Origin of the sequence: Cyanobium sp. NIES-981 (assembly GCF_900088535.1) — a bacterium.
In the GTDB taxonomy this organism is placed as follows: domain Bacteria; phylum Cyanobacteriota; class Cyanobacteriia; order PCC-6307; family Cyanobiaceae; genus NIES-981.
Window position 1 is genome coordinate 104,352 of the sequence record NZ_LT578417.1, and the last position, 16,110, is coordinate 120,461.

Here is a 16,110-nt window from a genome sequence, read left to right on the forward strand (position 1 = left end):
GTGCTGCGCTTCAACGCCGACGGCCTGATTCCCGCCGTCGCCCAGGACTGGCTGGATGGGGCCGTGCTGATGGTGGCGTGGATGAACCGGGAGGCCCTGGAGCGCACCCTGGCCAGCGGCCAGGTGCACTACTGGAGCCGCTCCCGTCAGGAGCTCTGGCACAAGGGCGCCACCAGCGGCCACACCCAGACCCTGCGGGGGCTGCGCTACGACTGCGACGCCGATGTGCTGCTGCTCAGCATCGAGCAGACGGCGGAGGTGGCCTGCCACACCGGGGCCCGCAGCTGCTTCTACGAGCAGGGCCCGCTTCCCACCGAGGGCGGGGCTGCCGCCCTGCCGCCGCCGGCGGACGTGTGCACGGAGCTGATGCGGGTGATCGAGGGCCGCCGCGACCGTCCCGAGCCCGGCAGCTACACCAACAGGCTGCTGGAGGGCGGGGACAACCGCATCCTCAAGAAGATCGGCGAGGAGAGCGCCGAGTTCGTGATGGCCTGCAAGGACGGCCAGGCCGAGGCCATCGCCGGGGAGGCGGCCGACCTGGTGTTCCATCTGCAGGTGGCCCTGGCCCACCACGGCGTCAGCTGGCGCCAGGTGCAGGAGGTGCTGGCGGCACGGCGCGGGGCACCCCGCAGGGAGTGAGGCGACGGCGCTCAGCAATCACTCACCAAGATACTGGGAACGATTATCGTTCAGTCACCCAGACGGTCTGAGGATGGATCTCCCGGTGTCCCAGTGCGCTCCTGGCCGCGGCCTGCCGGTGCTGGTCGCCGTCACCGCGGTCCTGCTCGCCGGCTGCGGCGCCCGGCCGGCCGTGGCGCCCAGCTCGGAGCCGCCGTCCCTCGCCGTGCTCACCACCGTCTTCCCCGTCACGGCCCTCACCGAGGCCGTGGCCGGCGACTGCGCCGAGGTGAGCGGCCTGCTCCCCCCCGGCACCGACCCCCACGACCACCAGGCCACACCCGCCGACCTGGTGCGGCTTCAGCGGGCCCGGCTGCTGGTGAGCAACGGGCTGGGCTTCGAGAGCTTCCTGGGTGCCGCCAGCTCCGAAGGCCGGCCGGACCGTCTGCCCGCGGGGCTCAGGGTGGTGGAGGCGAGTGAGGGCATCGCGCCGATTGCGTCCGCTCAGGACCCTGCGGGGCATGACCATGGCGGACACGATCACGGGAGCGTGAACCCCCACGGCTGGCTCGATCCCCGTGGGGCCATGCAGCAGGTGGGCACGATCCGCGACGCCCTGATCCAGGCGGATCCCAGCTGCGCGGAGGGCTACCGGCAGCGCGCCGACGCCTATCTGGCGCGGTTGGCGGCCCTCGATCGCCGCCTGGAGCAGGCCCTGGCCCCCCACCGCGGCCGCACCGTGGTGACCCAGCACGCCGTGGCGCCCTATCTGGCCCGTCGCTACGGCCTGAAGACGGTTCACCTGGTGCTGGAACCGGACACGCCACCGTCGCCGGCGGATCTGCGGCGGGTGGACGCCGTGGTGCGGGCCGAGGGGCTGAGGGGTCTGCTGGTGGATCCCGGTGAACCCCCGGGTGCCCTCAGGTCCCTGGCCCAGGATCGGGGGCTGACGCTGGTGCCCTTCGATCCCCTGGAGGTGGCCGGGGTGCCGGTGGTGAAGTCCCCCGAACACTTCCTGCAGGGGATGGAGCGCAATGGCGACGCCCTTCTCGAGGTGCTGGGGGTGTCCCCCGCAGCCCCCCGGTAAGTTGGACTGATGATGGAAACCGTTCTCGACGTCCGGGGGCTCACCGTTCGCCGCGATGGCCCGGCAGGGCTGGGCTGGGCCCGTGAACGACGCCTGGACGCTGCCGCTGGGGGCGTGAGCGCTGCTGCCGTGCAGGATGTCAGTTTCAGCCTGGCGGCCGAATCCGACACTGCCCTGATCGGACCCAACGGCGCCGGCAAGAGCACCCTGGTGGGGGCCGTGCTGGGGGTGCTGCCGCGCCAGTCCGGGGAGGTGGCGGTGCTGGGAGCGCCGCTCTCCCCTGAAGGACGGCTGCCGGCGGCGGTGCGCTCCCAGCTCGCCTACCTGCCCCAGCAGGTGTCCGTGCAGGGGCGGTTTCCTCTCACGGCCGCGGAGTTCGTGGGCCTGGGCTGGGACGCGCTCGGCCTGCGCTGGCCCTGGGGAGGGCGCCGCGGCCGCTCCGCGGCCATCCGGGCAGCCCTGGCCAAGGCGGGCGTGGCCGATCTGGCCGATCGCCTGGTGAGCAGCCTCTCCCCCGGCCAGTGGAAGCGGGTGCAGCTCGCCTTCTGCCTGGTGCGGCCCCGCCGCCTGCTGGTGCTCGATGAGGCCCAGGCCGGTCTCGATCCCCAGGCCTGCGACCAGTTCCAGGCCCTGCTGTTCGACCTGCGCCGCAGTGAGGGCTGGGCTGTGCTCCAGGTGTCCCATGACCTCGCCATGGTGCGGCGCACCTGTGACCGGGTGCTCTGTCTGAACCGCACCCTGCGCTGCAGCGGCAGCCCCGACCACGCCCTCAGCCCCGCCCAGCTGCGGCTGCTGTACGGCGAGGCCTACCTGCCCTACCGGCACCACCACACCGATCTCACTCCGCCCAACGATCCGGCGGCGCCGACGCTCGGATGAGTCCGGCCGGTCTGCCTCCCCTGGGGGAGCTGCTCCAGTTCCCCTTCATGCAGCGGGCCCTGCTGGCCGGCCTGCTGAGCGGCAGCCTCGGCGGCCTGCTCGGCAGCTTCACGGTGCTGCGCCAGCTCTCCTTCTTCAGCGATGCCCTGGGCCATTCCGCCCTGCTCGGCATCTCGCTGGGGCTGCTGCTGGGGCTCAACCCCACCCTGGTGCTGATTCCGTTCGCGGTGGGCTTCGCCCTGCTGGTGGGGCGACTGGTGGAGCGCAGCCGGCTGCCCACCGATGCCCTGCTGAATGTGGTGTACTCCTCGGCTCTGGCGATCGCGGTGGTGGTGCTCACGGCGCTGCCCGGCCAGCGGGGCCGGCTGGAGCAGCTGCTGTTCGGCGACATCCTGGCCGTGGGCTGGGCCGACCTGGCCCTGCTGGCCACCCTGCTGGCCCTGGCGCTGGCCTACCTCGTGACCACCCGCCGCAGCCAGATCCTGCTCACCCTCGACCCCGCCATGGCCACGGCCCGGGGCGTGGCCGTGGGCTGGCAACGGCTGCTGTTCATGGTGGTGCTGGCCGTGGTGGTGGCCCTCTCGATCAAGGCGGTGGGTGTGCTGCTGATCAGCGCCTTCCTGGTGATCCCGGCCTGCGCCGCCCGCCAGATCAGCTCAGGCTTCGGCAGCTACCTGTGGCTCTCCGCCATCACCGGCGGCAGCTGCGGCCTGCTCGGCATCCTCGCCTCGGGGCTGTTCAACCTCCCCTCCGGCCCCTGCGTGGTGATCGTGCAGCTGCTGGCCTTCGTGCTGGCGCTGCTGCTCTCCAGCCGCCAGGCTGCGGCTGGCTGAAGCTCCGCACCATCAATCCCCTGGCGTGCTCGGCGGCTGGTCACTGAGGGCCGGCTGACTCTGGAGCCAGAGAAAGGTGGCGCGATCGCGCTCACTCAGGTGCAGCACCGGGCGGGCCCCCGGCACCGCGGCCATCGCATCTTCAGGATCGTCACTGTGGCCCCAGAGGCCAAAGGCGTGGCCCAGTTCGTGCAGGGCGGTGGCCTGGATGGCCAGCTCGCGCTGGCCGGGGCTGATGGTCACCACCACCCGGGGCTCCAGCCGCCACTGCTCCTGGCGTTGCACGCGGTGCAGGGAGAGTTCGGCGCGGCCATGGCTGGCCCGGCCATTGCGCAGTGGTGGACGCCGACGCCTGATCCACACCTGGGCCTGGTCGGGGTTCGACACCTGGGTGATCGGCACCAGCTGGTTCCAGGACGCCAGAGCTGCCTCCACGGCCTGGCGCCAGCGCCCGTCCCAGCGGGCCATCGGCCCATCGCTGGCTCCCGGTTCGATCCAGACGCACCACTGATCGAGGCGGGGCCAGCCGTGGGAGGTGGCCTTCAGCAGCTCACGGTAATCGCGCTGGCCGGGCGGCCCGGCGGCTGGGGCAGTTGCTGGAACAGGGGCCTTCGTTGGGGGCAGCGCTTCTGAAGCGATCGCCGCAGGGCAAGGCTCGGACCATGGGGGAGGTGGCGCCGCCATCGCCGCACCCGCGGCAGCGGCGATGGCGACCAGGGGCAGCAGACCAGCCCCGGCGAGACGCTGCACCGCCGGGCGGCTGCCCGACTGTGGAGGCCGCATCCCAGGGAAGCGGACGTGCATCGACGCGACGCTCAGGTGATGGCGGTGCCGGGCAGCCCCACCCCCCTGGCCATCAGGGTGGCCAGCAGCGGAATCAGGGCGAAACCGGCCAGCTCGATGTTGAGGATCCACCCCAGCCTTGCGGCCAGGGCCTCACTCACCTGCGGCAGCTCGCCCTTGCGCAGGGGGATGGCCCAGAGGATGTAGGTGATCGTGGGGTAGAGCGACAGGGCCCCCACCGAGAGATACAGCCCCACCTTCCACCAGAACAGGGGGTTTTCGGTGTAAAAGCTGCTGCCCTGGCCGTAGGCCAGCACCCGCAGGATGCCGCTGCCAAGCAGGGCGAGAGCCGCGATCCCGTACACGATGTCGGTGATCACCATCAGGGTGGCGTTCTCACGGCTGGGGTTGGGCCCGATCAGCCGGCGTTCCAGCACCAAGGCCCCGAAGCACACCATGAAGCTCAGGTAGTGCACGTAGGCGACCCCCGCCCGTGGAAACACACCATCGGGGAGGTGGAAGGGAAGTGCGGCCAGCAGTGCCATCCCAGCGTTGTCAAGGGTTCGGGATGGTAGCGGCTGCCCCACATCACCGTTGGCTGGCGTTGCAGTGTGATGCTGAAGTGTTGCTGAAATTCAGGAACAGATTGGAAAGTTGGAAGCTTTTCTGCTGGTTTCTTGTTTGGCCTGAAAAGTCCGTAGGTTCATTTCACTGGGTACGGGAAACATGGTTAGTTCGTTGAGCGCTTATCTGGGGGAGATCGGCCGGCACCAGCTGCTCACACCTGAACAGGAGCTCACCCTCGGCCGCAAGGTGCAGGCAATGGCCCTGCTGCAGGAGCGTTGCCGTGAGGCCGGCGGTCAGGGCCCGGCCTGTGAGTTCGATGACCGGGAGAAGCGGACGCTGCGGCTGGGCGAGCGGGCCAAGAACCAGATGATCACCGCGAACCTGCGGCTGGTGGTGAACCTGGCCAAGCGCTACCAGAACAAGGGGCTGGACCTGCTCGATCTGATCCAGGAGGGCACCCTGGGCCTGACCCGCGCCGTGGAGAAGTACGACCCCACCCGCGGTCACCGTTTCAGCACTTATGCCTACTGGTGGATCCGCCAGGGTCTGAACCGGGCGCTCTCCACCCAGAGCCGCACGATTCGGATTCCCGTCAACGTGAATGAGAAGCTCACCCGTCTCAGGGCCGCCAAGGCCCGCTACCTCCAGGCCCAGGGCGTGTCCCCCAGCCCCCAGGCCCTCGCCCGGGAGATGCAGCTCCCACTCGTGGAGGTGGAAGAACTGCTGGGTTGTGAACTGCGCAGCATCACCGTGAGCCTCCAGGGGGTGGTGAAGTCGAAGGCGGATCCCTCCGAACTGGTGGATGTGCTGCCCAGCCCGGAGCTGGCTCCGATGGAGCGGGCCGAACTGGCTGAGCGCAGCGCCTCCGTGTGGAAACTGCTGGAACGCTCCAACCTCACACCGAAGGAGCGCACGGTGGTGATGCTCCGCTTCGGGCTGGATGGGAGCCATGAGTGGCGCACCCTGGCCGAAGTGGCCCGCCAGCTTGACTGCAGCCGCGAGTATTGCCGCCAGGTGGTGCAGCGGGCGCTGCGCAAACTGCGGAAAACCGGCATCGAGTGCGGGTTGGTGGACGCCTGAGCGCCTTCACAATGTCGGGGTCGGCCGCCATTGCTGCCCGTGTCCCAGTCCGTTGATTCCGAGGTGCTCGAGGGCGAAGTGCTCGAGAGCACCGTTCTGGACGAAGCCCTGTTGCTGAAGCTCCTGCGCCGGGCCGGCCGCACCCTGGCAAGGCCGGCCCTGGAATGCCTCGAGCTGTTGCTGGATGACGACACCCCCGCACCGGCCAAGCTCACGGTGCTGGCGGCCCTCACCTACCTGCTCGTCCCCCTCGACCTGATTCCGGATTTCATCCCGGTGGCCGGATTCAGCGATGATCTGGTGGCCCTCACCGCCCTGCTCGGAATCTGTGGTCGTCATCGCACCGAAGCGATCCGGCTGCGGGCGCAGCGCAGACTGGATCGCTGGTTCCCCCTGGGCCGGTGATGCCGATGGCCAGCCTCAGTCCTGAGCAGCTCGAAGAGCTCCAGGCGTTCCTCAAGGACTGGTTGCGCCACACCGGTCGCACCCAGGCCGATCTGCGGCGGGCGCTGCAGGCCAGTTCGATCCGGATGCCGGTGCTGCTCGAGAAGCTCCAGCGCACCTACGACGGCGAAGGGCTGGCTGGCCTGGCGGGCCAGTTGTGTGCGATCGAAGATCGCTGGCAGCGCCAGGATGCCGACAGTGCTTCCAGCCCCCCTGCAGCCGGCCATGCCGGCAGGACCGAGGAGGCCGAAGCCTCCCTCGGGCAGCTCGATCTGTTGTTGCAGGAGATCCGTGGCGAGCGGCACGACTGAACCGGTTTCGCCAGAGTGGAACGATTGCGCAGCTTTTCAGCCATGGCAGCCTTGAACTCCCTGCCCCGGAGGCGATCGGCCCAGCAGGGCCCCGCGACCTGTGGGGATCGGCTCCTCGGGGGCCTGGTGATCGCCACGGTGCTGCTGGTGCCGGGCACCGGCCTGGCCCAGACGGAGAGCTACCTGCTGGGGCCGGGAAGCTCGGTGGGGCCGTCCACCAAGGTGAAACCGATGAACTGCGTCACTGCCCCTGATGGCGCGATCACCTGTGACACCGAGCTCGAGAACCCGCCGGGCGATACCAGGGCACGCCCCCAGTACGAGCTGTTCAACAACTGAGTCCGCGGAGCGGCCGTCACGGTGTGGTGATGCAAGATATGGGCGCCGTCGCCGCCCCTCCCCTGCCCCGGTTCCGCTCCCTGGTCAAACGGCTGTTTGACGATGTCAATTACCTCTATGTGATCGACCGCGCCGAGCAGCAGCTCGCCAAGCTGCTGGGGCTGGTGCTGGTGGTGGTGATGGTGGCCGCCACCTTTCAGCTGGTCTGGCAGGTGGGGTTCGCCCTCAGTGTTCCGGACACCCCCTGGCTCGGTGACAAGCTGAACCGGGTGCTGGGCGATCTGCTCAACCTGCTGATCGCCGTGGAGGTGCTGCAGAACATCACCTCCTATCTGCGCCGCCATGTGGTGCAGATCGAGCTGGTGCTGCTCACGGCGATGACCGCCGTGGCCCGGAAGGTGATCGTGCTGCCGGCCGGAGCCGAGAGCAAGCCCCAGTTGTTGGCCGGCCTGGGGGTGGCGGTGCTGGCCCTGGCCGCGGCCTACTGGCTGGTGCGCTCGCTCACCCTGCGCAAGCCGCCCCGAAGAACAGGGCCAGCCATACGGATCCGGGGGCGGGATCGGTAGCCTCCACCCGGTGGCGGCGATGGGGAGCGATCAGCACACTGTCGCCGGGGCCCAGGGCCCTGGGCTCACTTTCATCGGCGAACTGGAGCAGGGCTGATCCCTGCAGCAGGGTCACCCATTCGCTGGCCTGCTGGTCATACCAGGCACCGCTGGGGGTGGTGGCCTCGCACGAGTGAATTTTCTCCAGTCTCCAGTCAGCTCCCTGGAGCAGGATTTCGCTGGTTTCCCGGCCGGGGGGAGGGCAGGGCCCTCCCAGCAGGTTCGGACCGGCGGGCAGCGGAGCGTTCCGCTCCCCCCAGCGGCGACCGATCTCAAAGCCACACTGCCGGGCCAGGGCCACCACCTGGTGGTGATGGGAGCAGTCGCGCAGGGCGTCGCGCAGGGCCGGATCCGCCTCGGTCAGTGCCACGAAGGCATTGAGCTGGCGCACCTTGTCGAGGAATTGCTGCAGTTGGGCTTCAGCCACGGCCGCGATCACCGCCGGCAGGCGAGGGAGACAGGGCTTTGATCATGCGCCAGCGCACGAAGCTCTCCCCGCCGATCTCCACGGTTTCTTCCGCCTCCACCCGCCATCCCCGCCGCAGCAGCAGGGGCCTGGAGAGCTGGCTGGCTTCGGTGCGAAGTTGGGCAATCCCGGTGTCATGCGCCCTGGCTTCCAGCCGATCGAGAATGGCGCTGGCATGTCCCTGACGGCTGGCTGAACCTCGGCAGTAGAGCAGGGCAAGGCGGTCGGGGGGGTCAAGAATGCCGAAGGCTTGAAGGCAGGGTGGATGTTCCTGCCGGAAGCAGCCAACGCCGTAGCCAGCCTGCAGGCTGCGTGCGATCAGATTGCTTCGACTGGCATGGGCCGACCAGGCCTCAATCTGACGCGGTGTGTAGAGGCGAACGGTCTGGGTCATCACCGCGTCCTCATACACCGCAACCAGTTGATTCAGGTCCCCGGCGTCCAGTAAGCGCAAGTGGTTCATCCACCCGTGGGGAGCTGGGCGTGTTCTATCACCCGGTTCACGCTCCTGCGGGTCGGGGCCCGAGCCAACACTAATTTGTCGGCCGACAGCGATCCTCTCTCCCCATCCTTGTCATCAGCATGCGGTGGTGTAAATTTCAGATGTCACAGAGGGAATATTCCCCCTACTGCCACCCCGATCAATGCTCACCGGATCTGAACTGCTCGCCAAGGTCAAGGAACTTGGTGATGTGACCAAGTCGGAGATCGTCCGTGCCTGCGGTTACGTCTCCACCAAGAAGGATGGCGGAGAGCGCCTCAACTTCACGGCCTTCTACGAAGCTCTGCTCGAAGCCAAGGGCGTGGAGCTCGGTGGCTCCGGCAAAGTGGGCAAGGGTGGTCGCAAGCTCAGCTATGTGGCCACCGTTCAGGGCAACGGCAACCTGCTGATCGGCAAGGCCTACACCGCCCTGCTGGACCTCAAGCCCGGCGATGAGTTTGAGATCAAGCTGGGTCGCAAGCAGATTCGCCTGATCCCCGCCGGAGCCACCGACGAAGACGAGGAGTGATCCATCCCGCGCCCTGACTTCCCCCGGGGCCACGCCCGCGCCTGCCAGTGGCCTTGCCGCTTCTGGCGGGCTATTCCTGTTGTCTTCCCATGCTGCGCGTGATGCATCCCTGGTTCAGGCGCTCGGCGGTCGCGCTGGTGATGATTGGCCTCGTTCTGTTCACCGCGCTGCAGCCCGCTGCAGCGGCGGGCCCATCAGCGGATGGAGCCAGGCTTTTCGAGAATCACTGTGCCGGCTGTCATGTCAACGGCGGCAACATCATCCGTCGCCGCAAGACCCTGCGCCTGGCCGCCCTTGAGCGCCAGGGGGTGGCATCCGAGCAGGCGATCGCTGCCATTGCCGCAGCCGGGATCGGCCAGATGGGCGGGTACGGTGACGTGCTCGGAGAGGAGGGCGTCCGGGCCGTGGCCCGCTGGGTGTGGGATCAGGCCCAGGCGGACTGGCCGCGCACCTGAGGCATGGTCTGCGCCGGGATGGTTTCAGAAGGCCTGGATCCAGGGATGAACTTCCACCTGTGTCCAGATTCCATGGCGCCAGTAGACATCGTTGTGCACCAGGGCCTCCACCTGTTCGCGTGACTCGGCCTCATAGATCCCGAACACATGGGTGCTGCCCTCGGTGGGACCCAGCGTGATCAGCGTGCCGGCGTCCTGTTGCCGCTGCAGGCCGGCAAGGTGCTCGTCTCGGAACGGGGTGCGTTTCTCAAGGGCGTTGTCGCAGTAGGTGCCCCACAGGACGAAGCGGGCCATGGCGTCGCTGTTGCTGTGCTGACCTTATCCAGGCCGGTCGGCAAACCGGAACGTGCGGCCGGCCTGGAGTTCGGTCCGCTGCTCCGGCGGTGATAGGAATGAATCCCCGTTGTGCCGTCTCCGAACCGATGCTCAAGCGCGCTGCCGCCCTGCTGATCCTGGCCACCGGTGTGATGCCGGCCGGCGTGCCGGCCCAGGCCAACATGATGGATTTCATGATCCGCAAGTACTGCCTGGCCGCGGTGGACCAGGAGGTGAAGGCGTCCGGCAAGCCCGCCCCCGCTGGCATGGCCGACTACACCTGTGACTGCGTGGTGCAGGAGATGAAGAACCGCAAGACCCAGGAACAGGCCAAGGCCACCTGCAAGGCCCGCACCGCCAAGAAGTACAACCTCTGAGGCCCCCTCGCCGGGGCTGAGGGGGTGATGACGGTGGTTCCCGCAGGTCCCGGCCCGGCTGCCCGGCTGGAGGCGGTGCTCCGTCCGGTGATCCCCGAACTGGCGGCCCTGGTGGCCCGCACACCGGGCACCCTCTCCCTGGCCCAGGGCATGGTGGGCTGGGGCCCTCCAGCGGCCGTGGCCGAGGCTGTCGGAGAGGCTTTCCGAGACGCTGTCGGGGAGGTCGTCGGAGAGGCCGTCGGGGAGGTGGTGGCCGCCGCGGCAGCTGCGGGCGCCCCGCTGGATCACTACGGGGCGGTGGCCGGAGATCCGGAGCTGCTGGCCGCCCTCGCCACCCTCCTGCGCGGCCACCACGGCATCGACCTGTCGGCCAGCACCCTGATGGCCACCGCCGGCAGCAACATGGCGTTCCACGCCATTGCCCAGGTGATCTGCGACAGCGAGGCGGAGGTGATCCTGCCCCTGCCGTACTACTTCAACCACGTGATGGCGATCCAGCTGGCCGGTGGCCGCCCCGTGCCCGTGGACGCCGGTCTGATTCCCGACCCCGATCGCCTGGCCGCCGCGATCACACCCCGGACCCGGGCCATCGTGACGGTGTCACCCAACAACCCCAGCGGCGTGGTCATGCCGCGGTCCGTGCTGGCGGAGATCAATGCCCTCTGCGCCCGGCACGGCCTGCTCCACATCTCCGACGAGGCCTATGCCCTGTTCGTGCATGGCACCGAGCCCCACTGGAGCCCCGGGGCGCTGCCCGGCAGTGGCACCCACACCGTGACGCTGCAGACCCTCTCCAAGGCCTATGGCATGGCCGGCTGGCGGGTCGGCTTCATGGCGGCGCCGCGCCAGCTGGCCGAGGCGCTGGCCAAGGTGCAGGACACTGTGCTGATCTGCCCTCCGCGGCTGATGCAGCGGGCGGCCGTGGCCGCCCTTGAGGCCGGACCTGCCTGGTGTGCCCCCCACATCCGTGCCCTTGCGGATCGGCGCCGTCAGCTGCTCGCCGCCGTTGCCGGGGCCCGGGCGGAGGGGCTGCCGCTGCGGCTGCTCGCCCAGCCGGAGGGAGCCTTCTATGGCCTGCTGGCGGTGGAGGCCGGTGGGTGGGCAGGGGCCGCCGGGGGAGGGCTGGCGCTGATGCGGCAGCTGGTGCTGGAGCACCGGGTGGCCACCATCGCGGGGGAGTGCTTCGGCCTCGCCGCGCCGGCCTGCGGCGTGTCGGTGGGTGGTGCGGTGCTGCGGCTCAGTTACGGGTTGTTGTCCGAGTCGGAGCTGGAGGAAGCCCTGCGGCGTCTGTTCGCGGGCGTGCGGGCACTGGTGCGGCAGCGCTCGGAGCAGTAGCGCACCTCCTCCCACACCGTTTTCCACTTGCGCCGCCACTGGAAGGGGCGGCCGCAGAAGGCGCAGAGCTTGGTGGGGCGGTTCTGGTGGTGGGGCATGGAGGGATCGTTCTTCAGGCTGCCGGCGCAGCCCCAGGAAGGGTGCCCCACCGCCCCATGAACGGCCAGCGCAGGGGGAGGGCGCCGTCTCCCCGCTCGGGCCACAGGGGTTGGAGGCTGGCCTGGAGCGGGGTGAGCAGGTCGAGGCCAGCGGTGCGGCTGCGCTGCACCGCTGAGGTGGTGCCGAGGTGGGCGATCAGCTGCGGGAGCGTCCAGCGGCGCTCGATCCAGAGGCCTGCGGGGAAGGGGTCTTCCCGGGCCGGAAAGGGCAGGTTGCGGTAACCGGCCTCCACCCAGGCGCAGGACGGAGCCCACCACGGGCCCAGGGTGACGCTGCGGAAGTGCTCGAGGATCTGCTGCAGCTGCCGGTGCGGCAGAGACAGTGGCAGGTAGCCGATCCAGGCGAGCAGGGCTCCGGGCCGCGCCACGCGCAGCACCTCGGCGTTGAAGGCCTCCAGCTCGAACCAGTGCAGCGCCGCGGCCACCACCACCCCATCGACGCTGGCCGTCCCGAGACCGCTGGCTTCGGCCCTGGCCTGGCGGTAGGTCACCAGGGGATGGCGGCGGGCGGCGCCGAGCTGCTCGGCGCTGGCATCGGTGGCGATCACGCTCACGTTCCGGGCCGCCAGATCCAGGGCAGCCTGGCCGCTGCCGCAGCCGCAGTCCCACACCCTGGCCCCGGCGGGCAGGCGGGCGGCGAACGCGTCGAAGAAAGCGGCCGGATAGGTGAGGCGGTGGCGGGCGTAGGCGGCCGCCACCGCACCGAACACATCGCTCGCCTGCGTGGAGTGGTTCATCCCCGCCGGCTCCAGATCAGGATCCGGTTGTTGGCAGGCAGGGGGACGTCCGCCAGGGGCTCCAGCCCGCTGCGGCCTGCCAGCCTGTGCAGCTCCACCGTGTCACGGACCCCCATGGCGGGGTCGAGGCTGCGCAGATGGGCGTCGAAGGCCGCGTTGCTCTCCGCCGTGTGCACGCCGTTGTCGCTGAAGGGGCCGTAGAGCAGCAGCCGGCCTCCGGGCGCCAGCACCCGGGCACTGCCGGCGAGAAAGGCCGCCACCGTGGATTCCCCCATGATGTGGGCCGTGTTGGCGCTGAACACTGCGCTGTAGGGGCCGGCCGGCCAGGCGTCGGTGGCGTCCACGGCGAGGCTGAGGGCCGGCAGCAGCCGGGAGCCAGGGGCGGGCCGCAGCGATCCCTCCAGCGCGATCCGCTCCTGGAGGGGGGGCACGCCGCTGGCCTGTTCGCTGGGCTGCCAGATCAGCCTGGGGATCTCCTGCGTGAAGAACACGGCATGCTGGCCGCTGCCCGAGCCCACCTCGAGCACGGTGCTCCCCGCCGGCAGCCAGCGGCGCAGCACCGCCAGGATGGGGGAGCGGTTGCGCTCACAGGCTGGGGAAAACAGCATCGCGGCGGCTGGGGGGAACCTTCATGCGTCCAGGCCGCTCCGCAGCGCGGTACAGAAGCCCGCGGCGGCGGCGGCCACATCGTGTCCTTCGTCATGGGCTGCCGCCATCACCTTCACCAGGGCACTGCCCACGATGGCGCCGTCGGCGCCCCAGTCGCGCACCTGGCGCGCCTGCTCAGGACCCGAGATTCCGAACCCCACCGCCACCGGGGTGCCACCCTGTGCCTTGAGTTGCTGCACCAGCGGCCCCACGCGGGACTCCAGGCTGGTGCGCACCCCCGTCACGCCGGTGACGCTCACCAGATAGGTGAAGCCACGGCTGGCGTGGTGGATTCGCTCCATCCGGGCGGGCGGGGTTGTGGGGGCCACCAGCAGCACCAGATCCAGGCCGTGGGCGGCGGCGATGCCGGAGAGTTTCTCGGCTTCCTCCAAGGGAAGATCCGGCACCACCAGCCCGGCGGCTCCGGCGGTAGCCGCATCGCGGCAGAAGGCGTCCATCCCCCGGTTGAGCAGGGGGTTGCTGTAGGTGAACAGCACCACCGGCAGGGTGAGTTCCCCCCGCAGCCCGGCCAGCATCTCCAGCACCCTCGCCGGGGTGGTGGCAGCGGCCAGCGCCCGGCTGGCGGCGGCCTGGATCACGGGACCATCGGCGAGCGGATCGCTGTAGGGAATGCCCAGCTCCACCAGATCCGCCCCGGCGGCCTGCAGGGCCAGCAGGGTGGCCCGAGTGGTGGCGAGATCCGGATCGCCCGCCATCAGGAACGGCATCAGGGCGCAGCGGCCCTGCTCCTGCAGATGGCTGAAACGCTGCTGGATCAGGGTGGGGGCGGCGGACACAGCGGCGGATGGGGTTCGGCCTGTGAGCCTATGCCTCGCCCTGAACAGCCCCGCCCTCAACCGCCGGGCCCGGAACCGTGCCGCTCGGCTCGATGCCGCCGTCGTCGGGGTCGGGGCCCTCTGCCGCCAGCTGGCCTGTTTCACGCAGCAATCGCAGCTGCTCCTCCGGGCTGAGGGCTTCGAATTTGCGCTGCAGCTCCGCGGTGGTGGCGGCGTCGTAGGCGGCGCGGTAGCTGCGGCGCTGCTGCATGTAGGTCATGTTGCCGCTCACAGCCCGGAACAGGTAGCTGGCCGTCCAGCCCACCACCACCACCATCAACAGGGTGGAGGCGCCGATGCCGGCGGAGAAGCCTTCGAAGCCGTTGGCCTGGAACAGGGCATAGCCGATGGCGCCAAGGCCCAGCACCGCCAGTCCCAGCAGCAGGGATTGGCCCTTGGTCATCGGGCGCCCTGGCCGGCCATCCGCAGGTTGATGAACGGGGCGAAGAGGATCAACCCGGGAAAGAAGAGGAACACCAGGCCGTAGACGCCGAAGCGCTCGAGCTTGCCCATCACGGTCCAGCGCTTCACCATCCAGGCGTAGAGGGCCAGGGGGACGGCCACCAGGTAGGCCCCGCCCAGGGCCAGGTAGAGGCCAAGCACCAGCAGGGTGTCGCCGGAGATCGAACCGAGGGAACCGAACAGGGGCACAGCCGCGGTGGCGTGGATCGGGCAAATCTAAAGTGCCCGGGCCGGGGGCATGGCGGAATCGGTAGACGCAGCGGACTTAAAATCCGCAGACCGCGAGGTTGTGGGGGTTCAAGTCCCCCTGCCCCCATGCCTCCTCCATGGTGCGTCCTGGCACCAGCCGGCGTGGACCAGGCCAGAGCCTCCCACTAGGGTCGAACATGAGCCCAGGCCGTCAGGCTGATGCAACGATCCCCAGCCCAGCAGCTCCCAGCCCAGCAGCCACGAGCCATCCCCGGCCCCCGGGCGGCCATGGCAGCGGCGGCCCTGCTGGCATGCGCCATGGCCGGCGTGGTGCTGCTGCCCGCTCCCCCGCCCGCCCAGGCCCAGGCGGCTGCCAAGCCGCGCACGATCAAGGTGAAGGAGGGGGACACGCTGGAGGTGCTCGCCGGACGTCATGGCGTATCGGTGGAGGCACTGCAGAAGCTCAACGGCATCACCGATCCCCGCACGCTGCAGATCGACCAGGTGCTCAAGCTGCCACCAGTCACGAAGCCCAGGCCTGCGGCCGCCAAACCAACCCCGAAACCAGCCGCCAAACCAGCCGCGCCAGCACCCGCCAAGCAACCGCCCGCCAAGGCGCCAGCGGCCAAGGCGCCACCTGCCCAGGCCGCACCCGCCAAAGCCCAGCATCCAGTCCAGCAGCCAGCCCAGCCGGCGGCAGGGCCAGCTGCGAAGCCCGAGGCCACTCCTGCCGCCCAGCCGGCGGCCGCCGCCGCCGATCCCGCCCAGCCTGGTGAGGGCCGCTGGCGCTACTTCGGCAACACCCTGGTGGACTGGGGGGGCTGGAAGCTCCACCCCGGTGGCCTCAGGGTCACGGTGGTGCAGCCCTCCGCTGATGACGTGGGTGCGGTGCGGGCCAAGGCCACGGCCGTGGCGGTGCAGTGCAGCACTCTCCGGCAGACCTGGCGCGTGGATGGCGCCTGGCAGGAGTGGACCGTGCCCACCCCCCGCTCGGTGGCCCAGCAGATCGTGCTGGACCTCTGCGAGCAGGTGAAGGATCCGACCGACAGCACCATCCCGCCCCCGACCGCCGGGCCTGGCCTCTGACCCTGGCCAGCCCGCCTGCAGGCCGATACCGTTCGGGCCAGTTCCAGGCCTCCACCGGGCATGCCATCCCGTGTGTCCCCAGCCGGCGCCCCCAGGCTGCTGCCCAGGCTGATCATCCGGCTCCTTCTTGTCGGGACCTTGCCACTCGGGTTCGGGCTTCCCGGTCCGGGTCAGGCCGTCCGGGCCAGTGAAACGCCGCGCTCCGATGCCCTGCAGGCCATCCGTCAGGTGTGGCCGGAGGAGCACATGGACAGTGCCATCCGTCTGGCCCACCTGGAGAGCGGCCTCATGCCGACAGCCCGGGGTTGTGGAGGCGACTGCTTCGGCCTCTTCCAGATCCACTACGCCGCCAACCGCAGCCTCATCGCTGCCATGGGCATCCGCAGCCCCGAGGAGCTGCTCGATCCCGTGGTGAACAGCAGCGTGGCCTACGCGATCTTCCGCCAGTCGGGCTGGAGGCCATGGGGGGTGCAGCCCTGAGCCAGCCCCC

At 69.7% G+C, this 16,110-nt stretch carries 25 protein-coding genes, 1 tRNA gene and 1 pseudogene; 16 read left to right on the top strand and 11 right to left on the bottom strand.

Translation table 11 applies throughout. The annotated features are described in order from the left end of the window. The 4 genes from hisIE to CBM981_RS00515 all read left to right on the top strand — a co-directional run bounded on the left by hisIE (window position 1) and on the right by CBM981_RS00515 (window position 3,417). A complete protein-coding gene (gene hisIE, locus CBM981_RS00500) occupies window positions 1-639 on the top strand; it encodes a bifunctional phosphoribosyl-AMP cyclohydrolase/phosphoribosyl-ATP diphosphatase HisIE (RefSeq protein ID WP_225867606.1) in 639 nt (212 codons plus the stop codon). Between the two features lie 73 nt (window positions 640-712). Next, window positions 713-1,705 (top strand): metal ABC transporter solute-binding protein, Zn/Mn family, encoded by a 993-nt coding sequence (locus tag CBM981_RS00505; RefSeq protein ID WP_087066772.1) that lies wholly within the window; start codon window positions 713-715, stop codon window positions 1,703-1,705. Between the two features lie 9 nt (window positions 1,706-1,714). Next, complete coding sequence (locus CBM981_RS00510; RefSeq protein ID WP_225867446.1) at window positions 1,715-2,584, top strand: metal ABC transporter ATP-binding protein; 870 nt, start codon at window positions 1,715-1,717, stop codon at window positions 2,582-2,584. Then, window positions 2,581-3,417 carry a metal ABC transporter permease gene (locus tag CBM981_RS00515; RefSeq protein ID WP_225867447.1) on the top strand — a complete coding sequence of 279 codons (837 nt, stop codon included), beginning with the start codon at window positions 2,581-2,583 and terminating at the stop codon, window positions 3,415-3,417. The genes CBM981_RS00510 and CBM981_RS00515 overlap by 4 nt, the downstream gene beginning before the upstream one ends. A gap of 12 nt (window positions 3,418-3,429) precedes the next feature. Here the strand turns inward: CBM981_RS00515 and CBM981_RS00520 are convergent, their stop codons facing one another. Both CBM981_RS00520 and CBM981_RS00525 read right to left on the bottom strand, forming a co-directional pair. Next, a complete protein-coding gene (locus tag CBM981_RS00520; RefSeq protein WP_225867448.1) occupies window positions 3,430-4,200 on the bottom strand; it encodes a peptidase in 771 nt (256 codons plus the stop codon). 32 nt (window positions 4,201-4,232) lie between these two features. Beyond that, window positions 4,233-4,745 carry a DUF2214 family protein gene (locus tag CBM981_RS00525; protein ID WP_087066774.1) on the bottom strand — a complete coding sequence of 171 codons (513 nt, stop codon included), beginning with the start codon at window positions 4,743-4,745 and terminating at the stop codon, window positions 4,233-4,235. A gap of 181 nt (window positions 4,746-4,926) precedes the next feature. Here CBM981_RS00525 and CBM981_RS00530 point away from each other — a divergent pair, with 181 nt between their 5' ends. The 5 genes from CBM981_RS00530 to CBM981_RS00550 are packed head-to-tail and all read left to right on the top strand — an operon-like array spanning window position 4,927 to window position 7,507. Next, window positions 4,927-5,847: a sigma-70 family RNA polymerase sigma factor gene (locus CBM981_RS00530; RefSeq protein WP_087066775.1), complete on the top strand. Its 921-nt coding sequence runs from the start codon at window positions 4,927-4,929 to the stop codon at window positions 5,845-5,847. 39 nt (window positions 5,848-5,886) lie between these two features. Next, window positions 5,887-6,252 (top strand): YkvA family protein, encoded by a 366-nt coding sequence (locus CBM981_RS00535; RefSeq protein WP_087069073.1) that lies wholly within the window; start codon window positions 5,887-5,889, stop codon window positions 6,250-6,252. 5 nt (window positions 6,253-6,257) lie between these two features. Further along, window positions 6,258-6,602, top strand: a complete 345-nt coding sequence (locus tag CBM981_RS00540) for a hypothetical protein (protein ID WP_087069074.1) — start codon at window positions 6,258-6,260, stop codon at window positions 6,600-6,602. 42 nt (window positions 6,603-6,644) lie between these two features. Then, window positions 6,645-6,941, top strand: a complete 297-nt coding sequence (locus CBM981_RS00545; RefSeq protein WP_157665277.1) for a hypothetical protein — start codon at window positions 6,645-6,647, stop codon at window positions 6,939-6,941. A gap of 38 nt (window positions 6,942-6,979) precedes the next feature. Beyond that, window positions 6,980-7,507, top strand: coding sequence for a phosphate-starvation-inducible PsiE family protein (locus CBM981_RS00550; protein WP_369801651.1), 528 nt, complete (start codon window positions 6,980-6,982; stop codon window positions 7,505-7,507). Here CBM981_RS00550 and CBM981_RS00555 read toward each other — a convergent pair. After that, a complete protein-coding gene (locus CBM981_RS00555; protein WP_087069076.1) occupies window positions 7,443-7,973 on the bottom strand; it encodes a Nif11 domain/cupin domain-containing protein in 531 nt (176 codons plus the stop codon). The genes CBM981_RS00550 and CBM981_RS00555 overlap by 65 nt on opposite strands. Then, window positions 7,966-8,406, bottom strand: coding sequence for a GNAT family N-acetyltransferase (locus tag CBM981_RS00560; RefSeq protein WP_225867449.1), 441 nt, complete (start codon window positions 8,404-8,406; stop codon window positions 7,966-7,968). The genes CBM981_RS00555 and CBM981_RS00560 overlap by 8 nt, the downstream gene beginning before the upstream one ends. Before the next feature lie 250 nt (window positions 8,407-8,656). On the opposite strand from CBM981_RS00560, the gene CBM981_RS00565 reads away from it, so the two are divergent. Both CBM981_RS00565 and CBM981_RS00570 read left to right on the top strand, forming a co-directional pair. Beyond that, window positions 8,657-9,022 (top strand): AbrB family transcriptional regulator, encoded by a 366-nt coding sequence (locus CBM981_RS00565; RefSeq protein ID WP_087066779.1) that lies wholly within the window; start codon window positions 8,657-8,659, stop codon window positions 9,020-9,022. 140 nt (window positions 9,023-9,162) lie between these two features. Continuing rightward, entirely contained in the window at window positions 9,163-9,477 is a 315-nt protein-coding gene (locus tag CBM981_RS00570) for a c-type cytochrome (protein WP_225867607.1), read from the top strand. Between the two features lie 24 nt (window positions 9,478-9,501). On the opposite strand, the gene CBM981_RS00575 is transcribed toward CBM981_RS00570, so the two are convergent. Beyond that, window positions 9,502-9,771 carry a YciI family protein gene (locus CBM981_RS00575; protein ID WP_087066783.1) on the bottom strand — a complete coding sequence of 90 codons (270 nt, stop codon included), beginning with the start codon at window positions 9,769-9,771 and terminating at the stop codon, window positions 9,502-9,504. A gap of 128 nt (window positions 9,772-9,899) precedes the next feature. Here CBM981_RS00575 and CBM981_RS00580 point away from each other — a divergent pair, with 128 nt between their 5' ends. Both CBM981_RS00580 and CBM981_RS00585 read left to right on the top strand, forming a co-directional pair. After that, window positions 9,900-10,169 (top strand): hypothetical protein, encoded by a 270-nt coding sequence (locus CBM981_RS00580; RefSeq protein WP_087066785.1) that lies wholly within the window; start codon window positions 9,900-9,902, stop codon window positions 10,167-10,169. A 27-nt stretch (window positions 10,170-10,196) separates the two neighbouring features. Next, window positions 10,197-11,504, top strand: a complete 1,308-nt coding sequence (locus CBM981_RS00585) for an aminotransferase class I/II-fold pyridoxal phosphate-dependent enzyme (RefSeq protein WP_087066786.1) — start codon at window positions 10,197-10,199, stop codon at window positions 11,502-11,504. Between the two features lie 26 nt (window positions 11,505-11,530). Here CBM981_RS00585 and CBM981_RS16125 read toward each other — a convergent pair. The 6 genes and pseudogenes from CBM981_RS16125 to ndhL form a co-directional block, all read right to left on the bottom strand. Beyond that, window positions 11,531-11,602, bottom strand: a pseudogene (locus CBM981_RS16125) (DUF2256 domain-containing protein); the annotation flags it as partial. Between the two features lie 14 nt (window positions 11,603-11,616). Further along, entirely contained in the window at window positions 11,617-12,399 is a 783-nt protein-coding gene (locus tag CBM981_RS00595; RefSeq protein WP_087066788.1) for a class I SAM-dependent methyltransferase, read from the bottom strand. Beyond that, window positions 12,396-13,007: a DUF938 domain-containing protein gene (locus CBM981_RS00600; protein WP_087066790.1), complete on the bottom strand. Its 612-nt coding sequence runs from the start codon at window positions 13,005-13,007 to the stop codon at window positions 12,396-12,398. Before CBM981_RS00600 ends, CBM981_RS00595 begins: the two co-directional genes overlap by 4 nt. 21 nt (window positions 13,008-13,028) lie before the next feature. Then, complete coding sequence (trpA, locus tag CBM981_RS00605; RefSeq protein WP_087066792.1) at window positions 13,029-13,844, bottom strand: tryptophan synthase subunit alpha; 816 nt, start codon at window positions 13,842-13,844, stop codon at window positions 13,029-13,031. Between the two features lie 28 nt (window positions 13,845-13,872). Further along, window positions 13,873-14,286 (bottom strand): DUF3007 family protein, encoded by a 414-nt coding sequence (locus tag CBM981_RS00610; RefSeq protein ID WP_369801652.1) that lies wholly within the window; start codon window positions 14,284-14,286, stop codon window positions 13,873-13,875. After that, a complete protein-coding gene (gene ndhL / locus CBM981_RS00615) occupies window positions 14,283-14,534 on the bottom strand; it encodes an NAD(P)H-quinone oxidoreductase subunit L (protein WP_369801653.1) in 252 nt (83 codons plus the stop codon). The genes CBM981_RS00610 and ndhL overlap by 4 nt, the downstream gene beginning before the upstream one ends. A gap of 43 nt (window positions 14,535-14,577) precedes the next feature. On the opposite strand from ndhL, the gene CBM981_RS00620 reads away from it, so the two are divergent. The 3 genes from CBM981_RS00620 (at window position 14,578) to CBM981_RS00630 (ending at window position 16,100) form a co-directional block, all read left to right on the top strand. Beyond that, window positions 14,578-14,661: transfer RNA gene (locus CBM981_RS00620), tRNA-Leu, on the top strand. A gap of 92 nt (window positions 14,662-14,753) precedes the next feature. Then, window positions 14,754-15,620 carry a LysM domain-containing protein gene (locus CBM981_RS00625; protein WP_087066793.1) on the top strand — a complete coding sequence of 289 codons (867 nt, stop codon included), beginning with the start codon at window positions 14,754-14,756 and terminating at the stop codon, window positions 15,618-15,620. A 60-nt stretch (window positions 15,621-15,680) separates the two neighbouring features. After that, window positions 15,681-16,100: a hypothetical protein gene (locus tag CBM981_RS00630; RefSeq protein ID WP_225867450.1), complete on the top strand. Its 420-nt coding sequence runs from the start codon at window positions 15,681-15,683 to the stop codon at window positions 16,098-16,100. Window positions 16,101-16,110 lie beyond the last annotated feature (10 nt).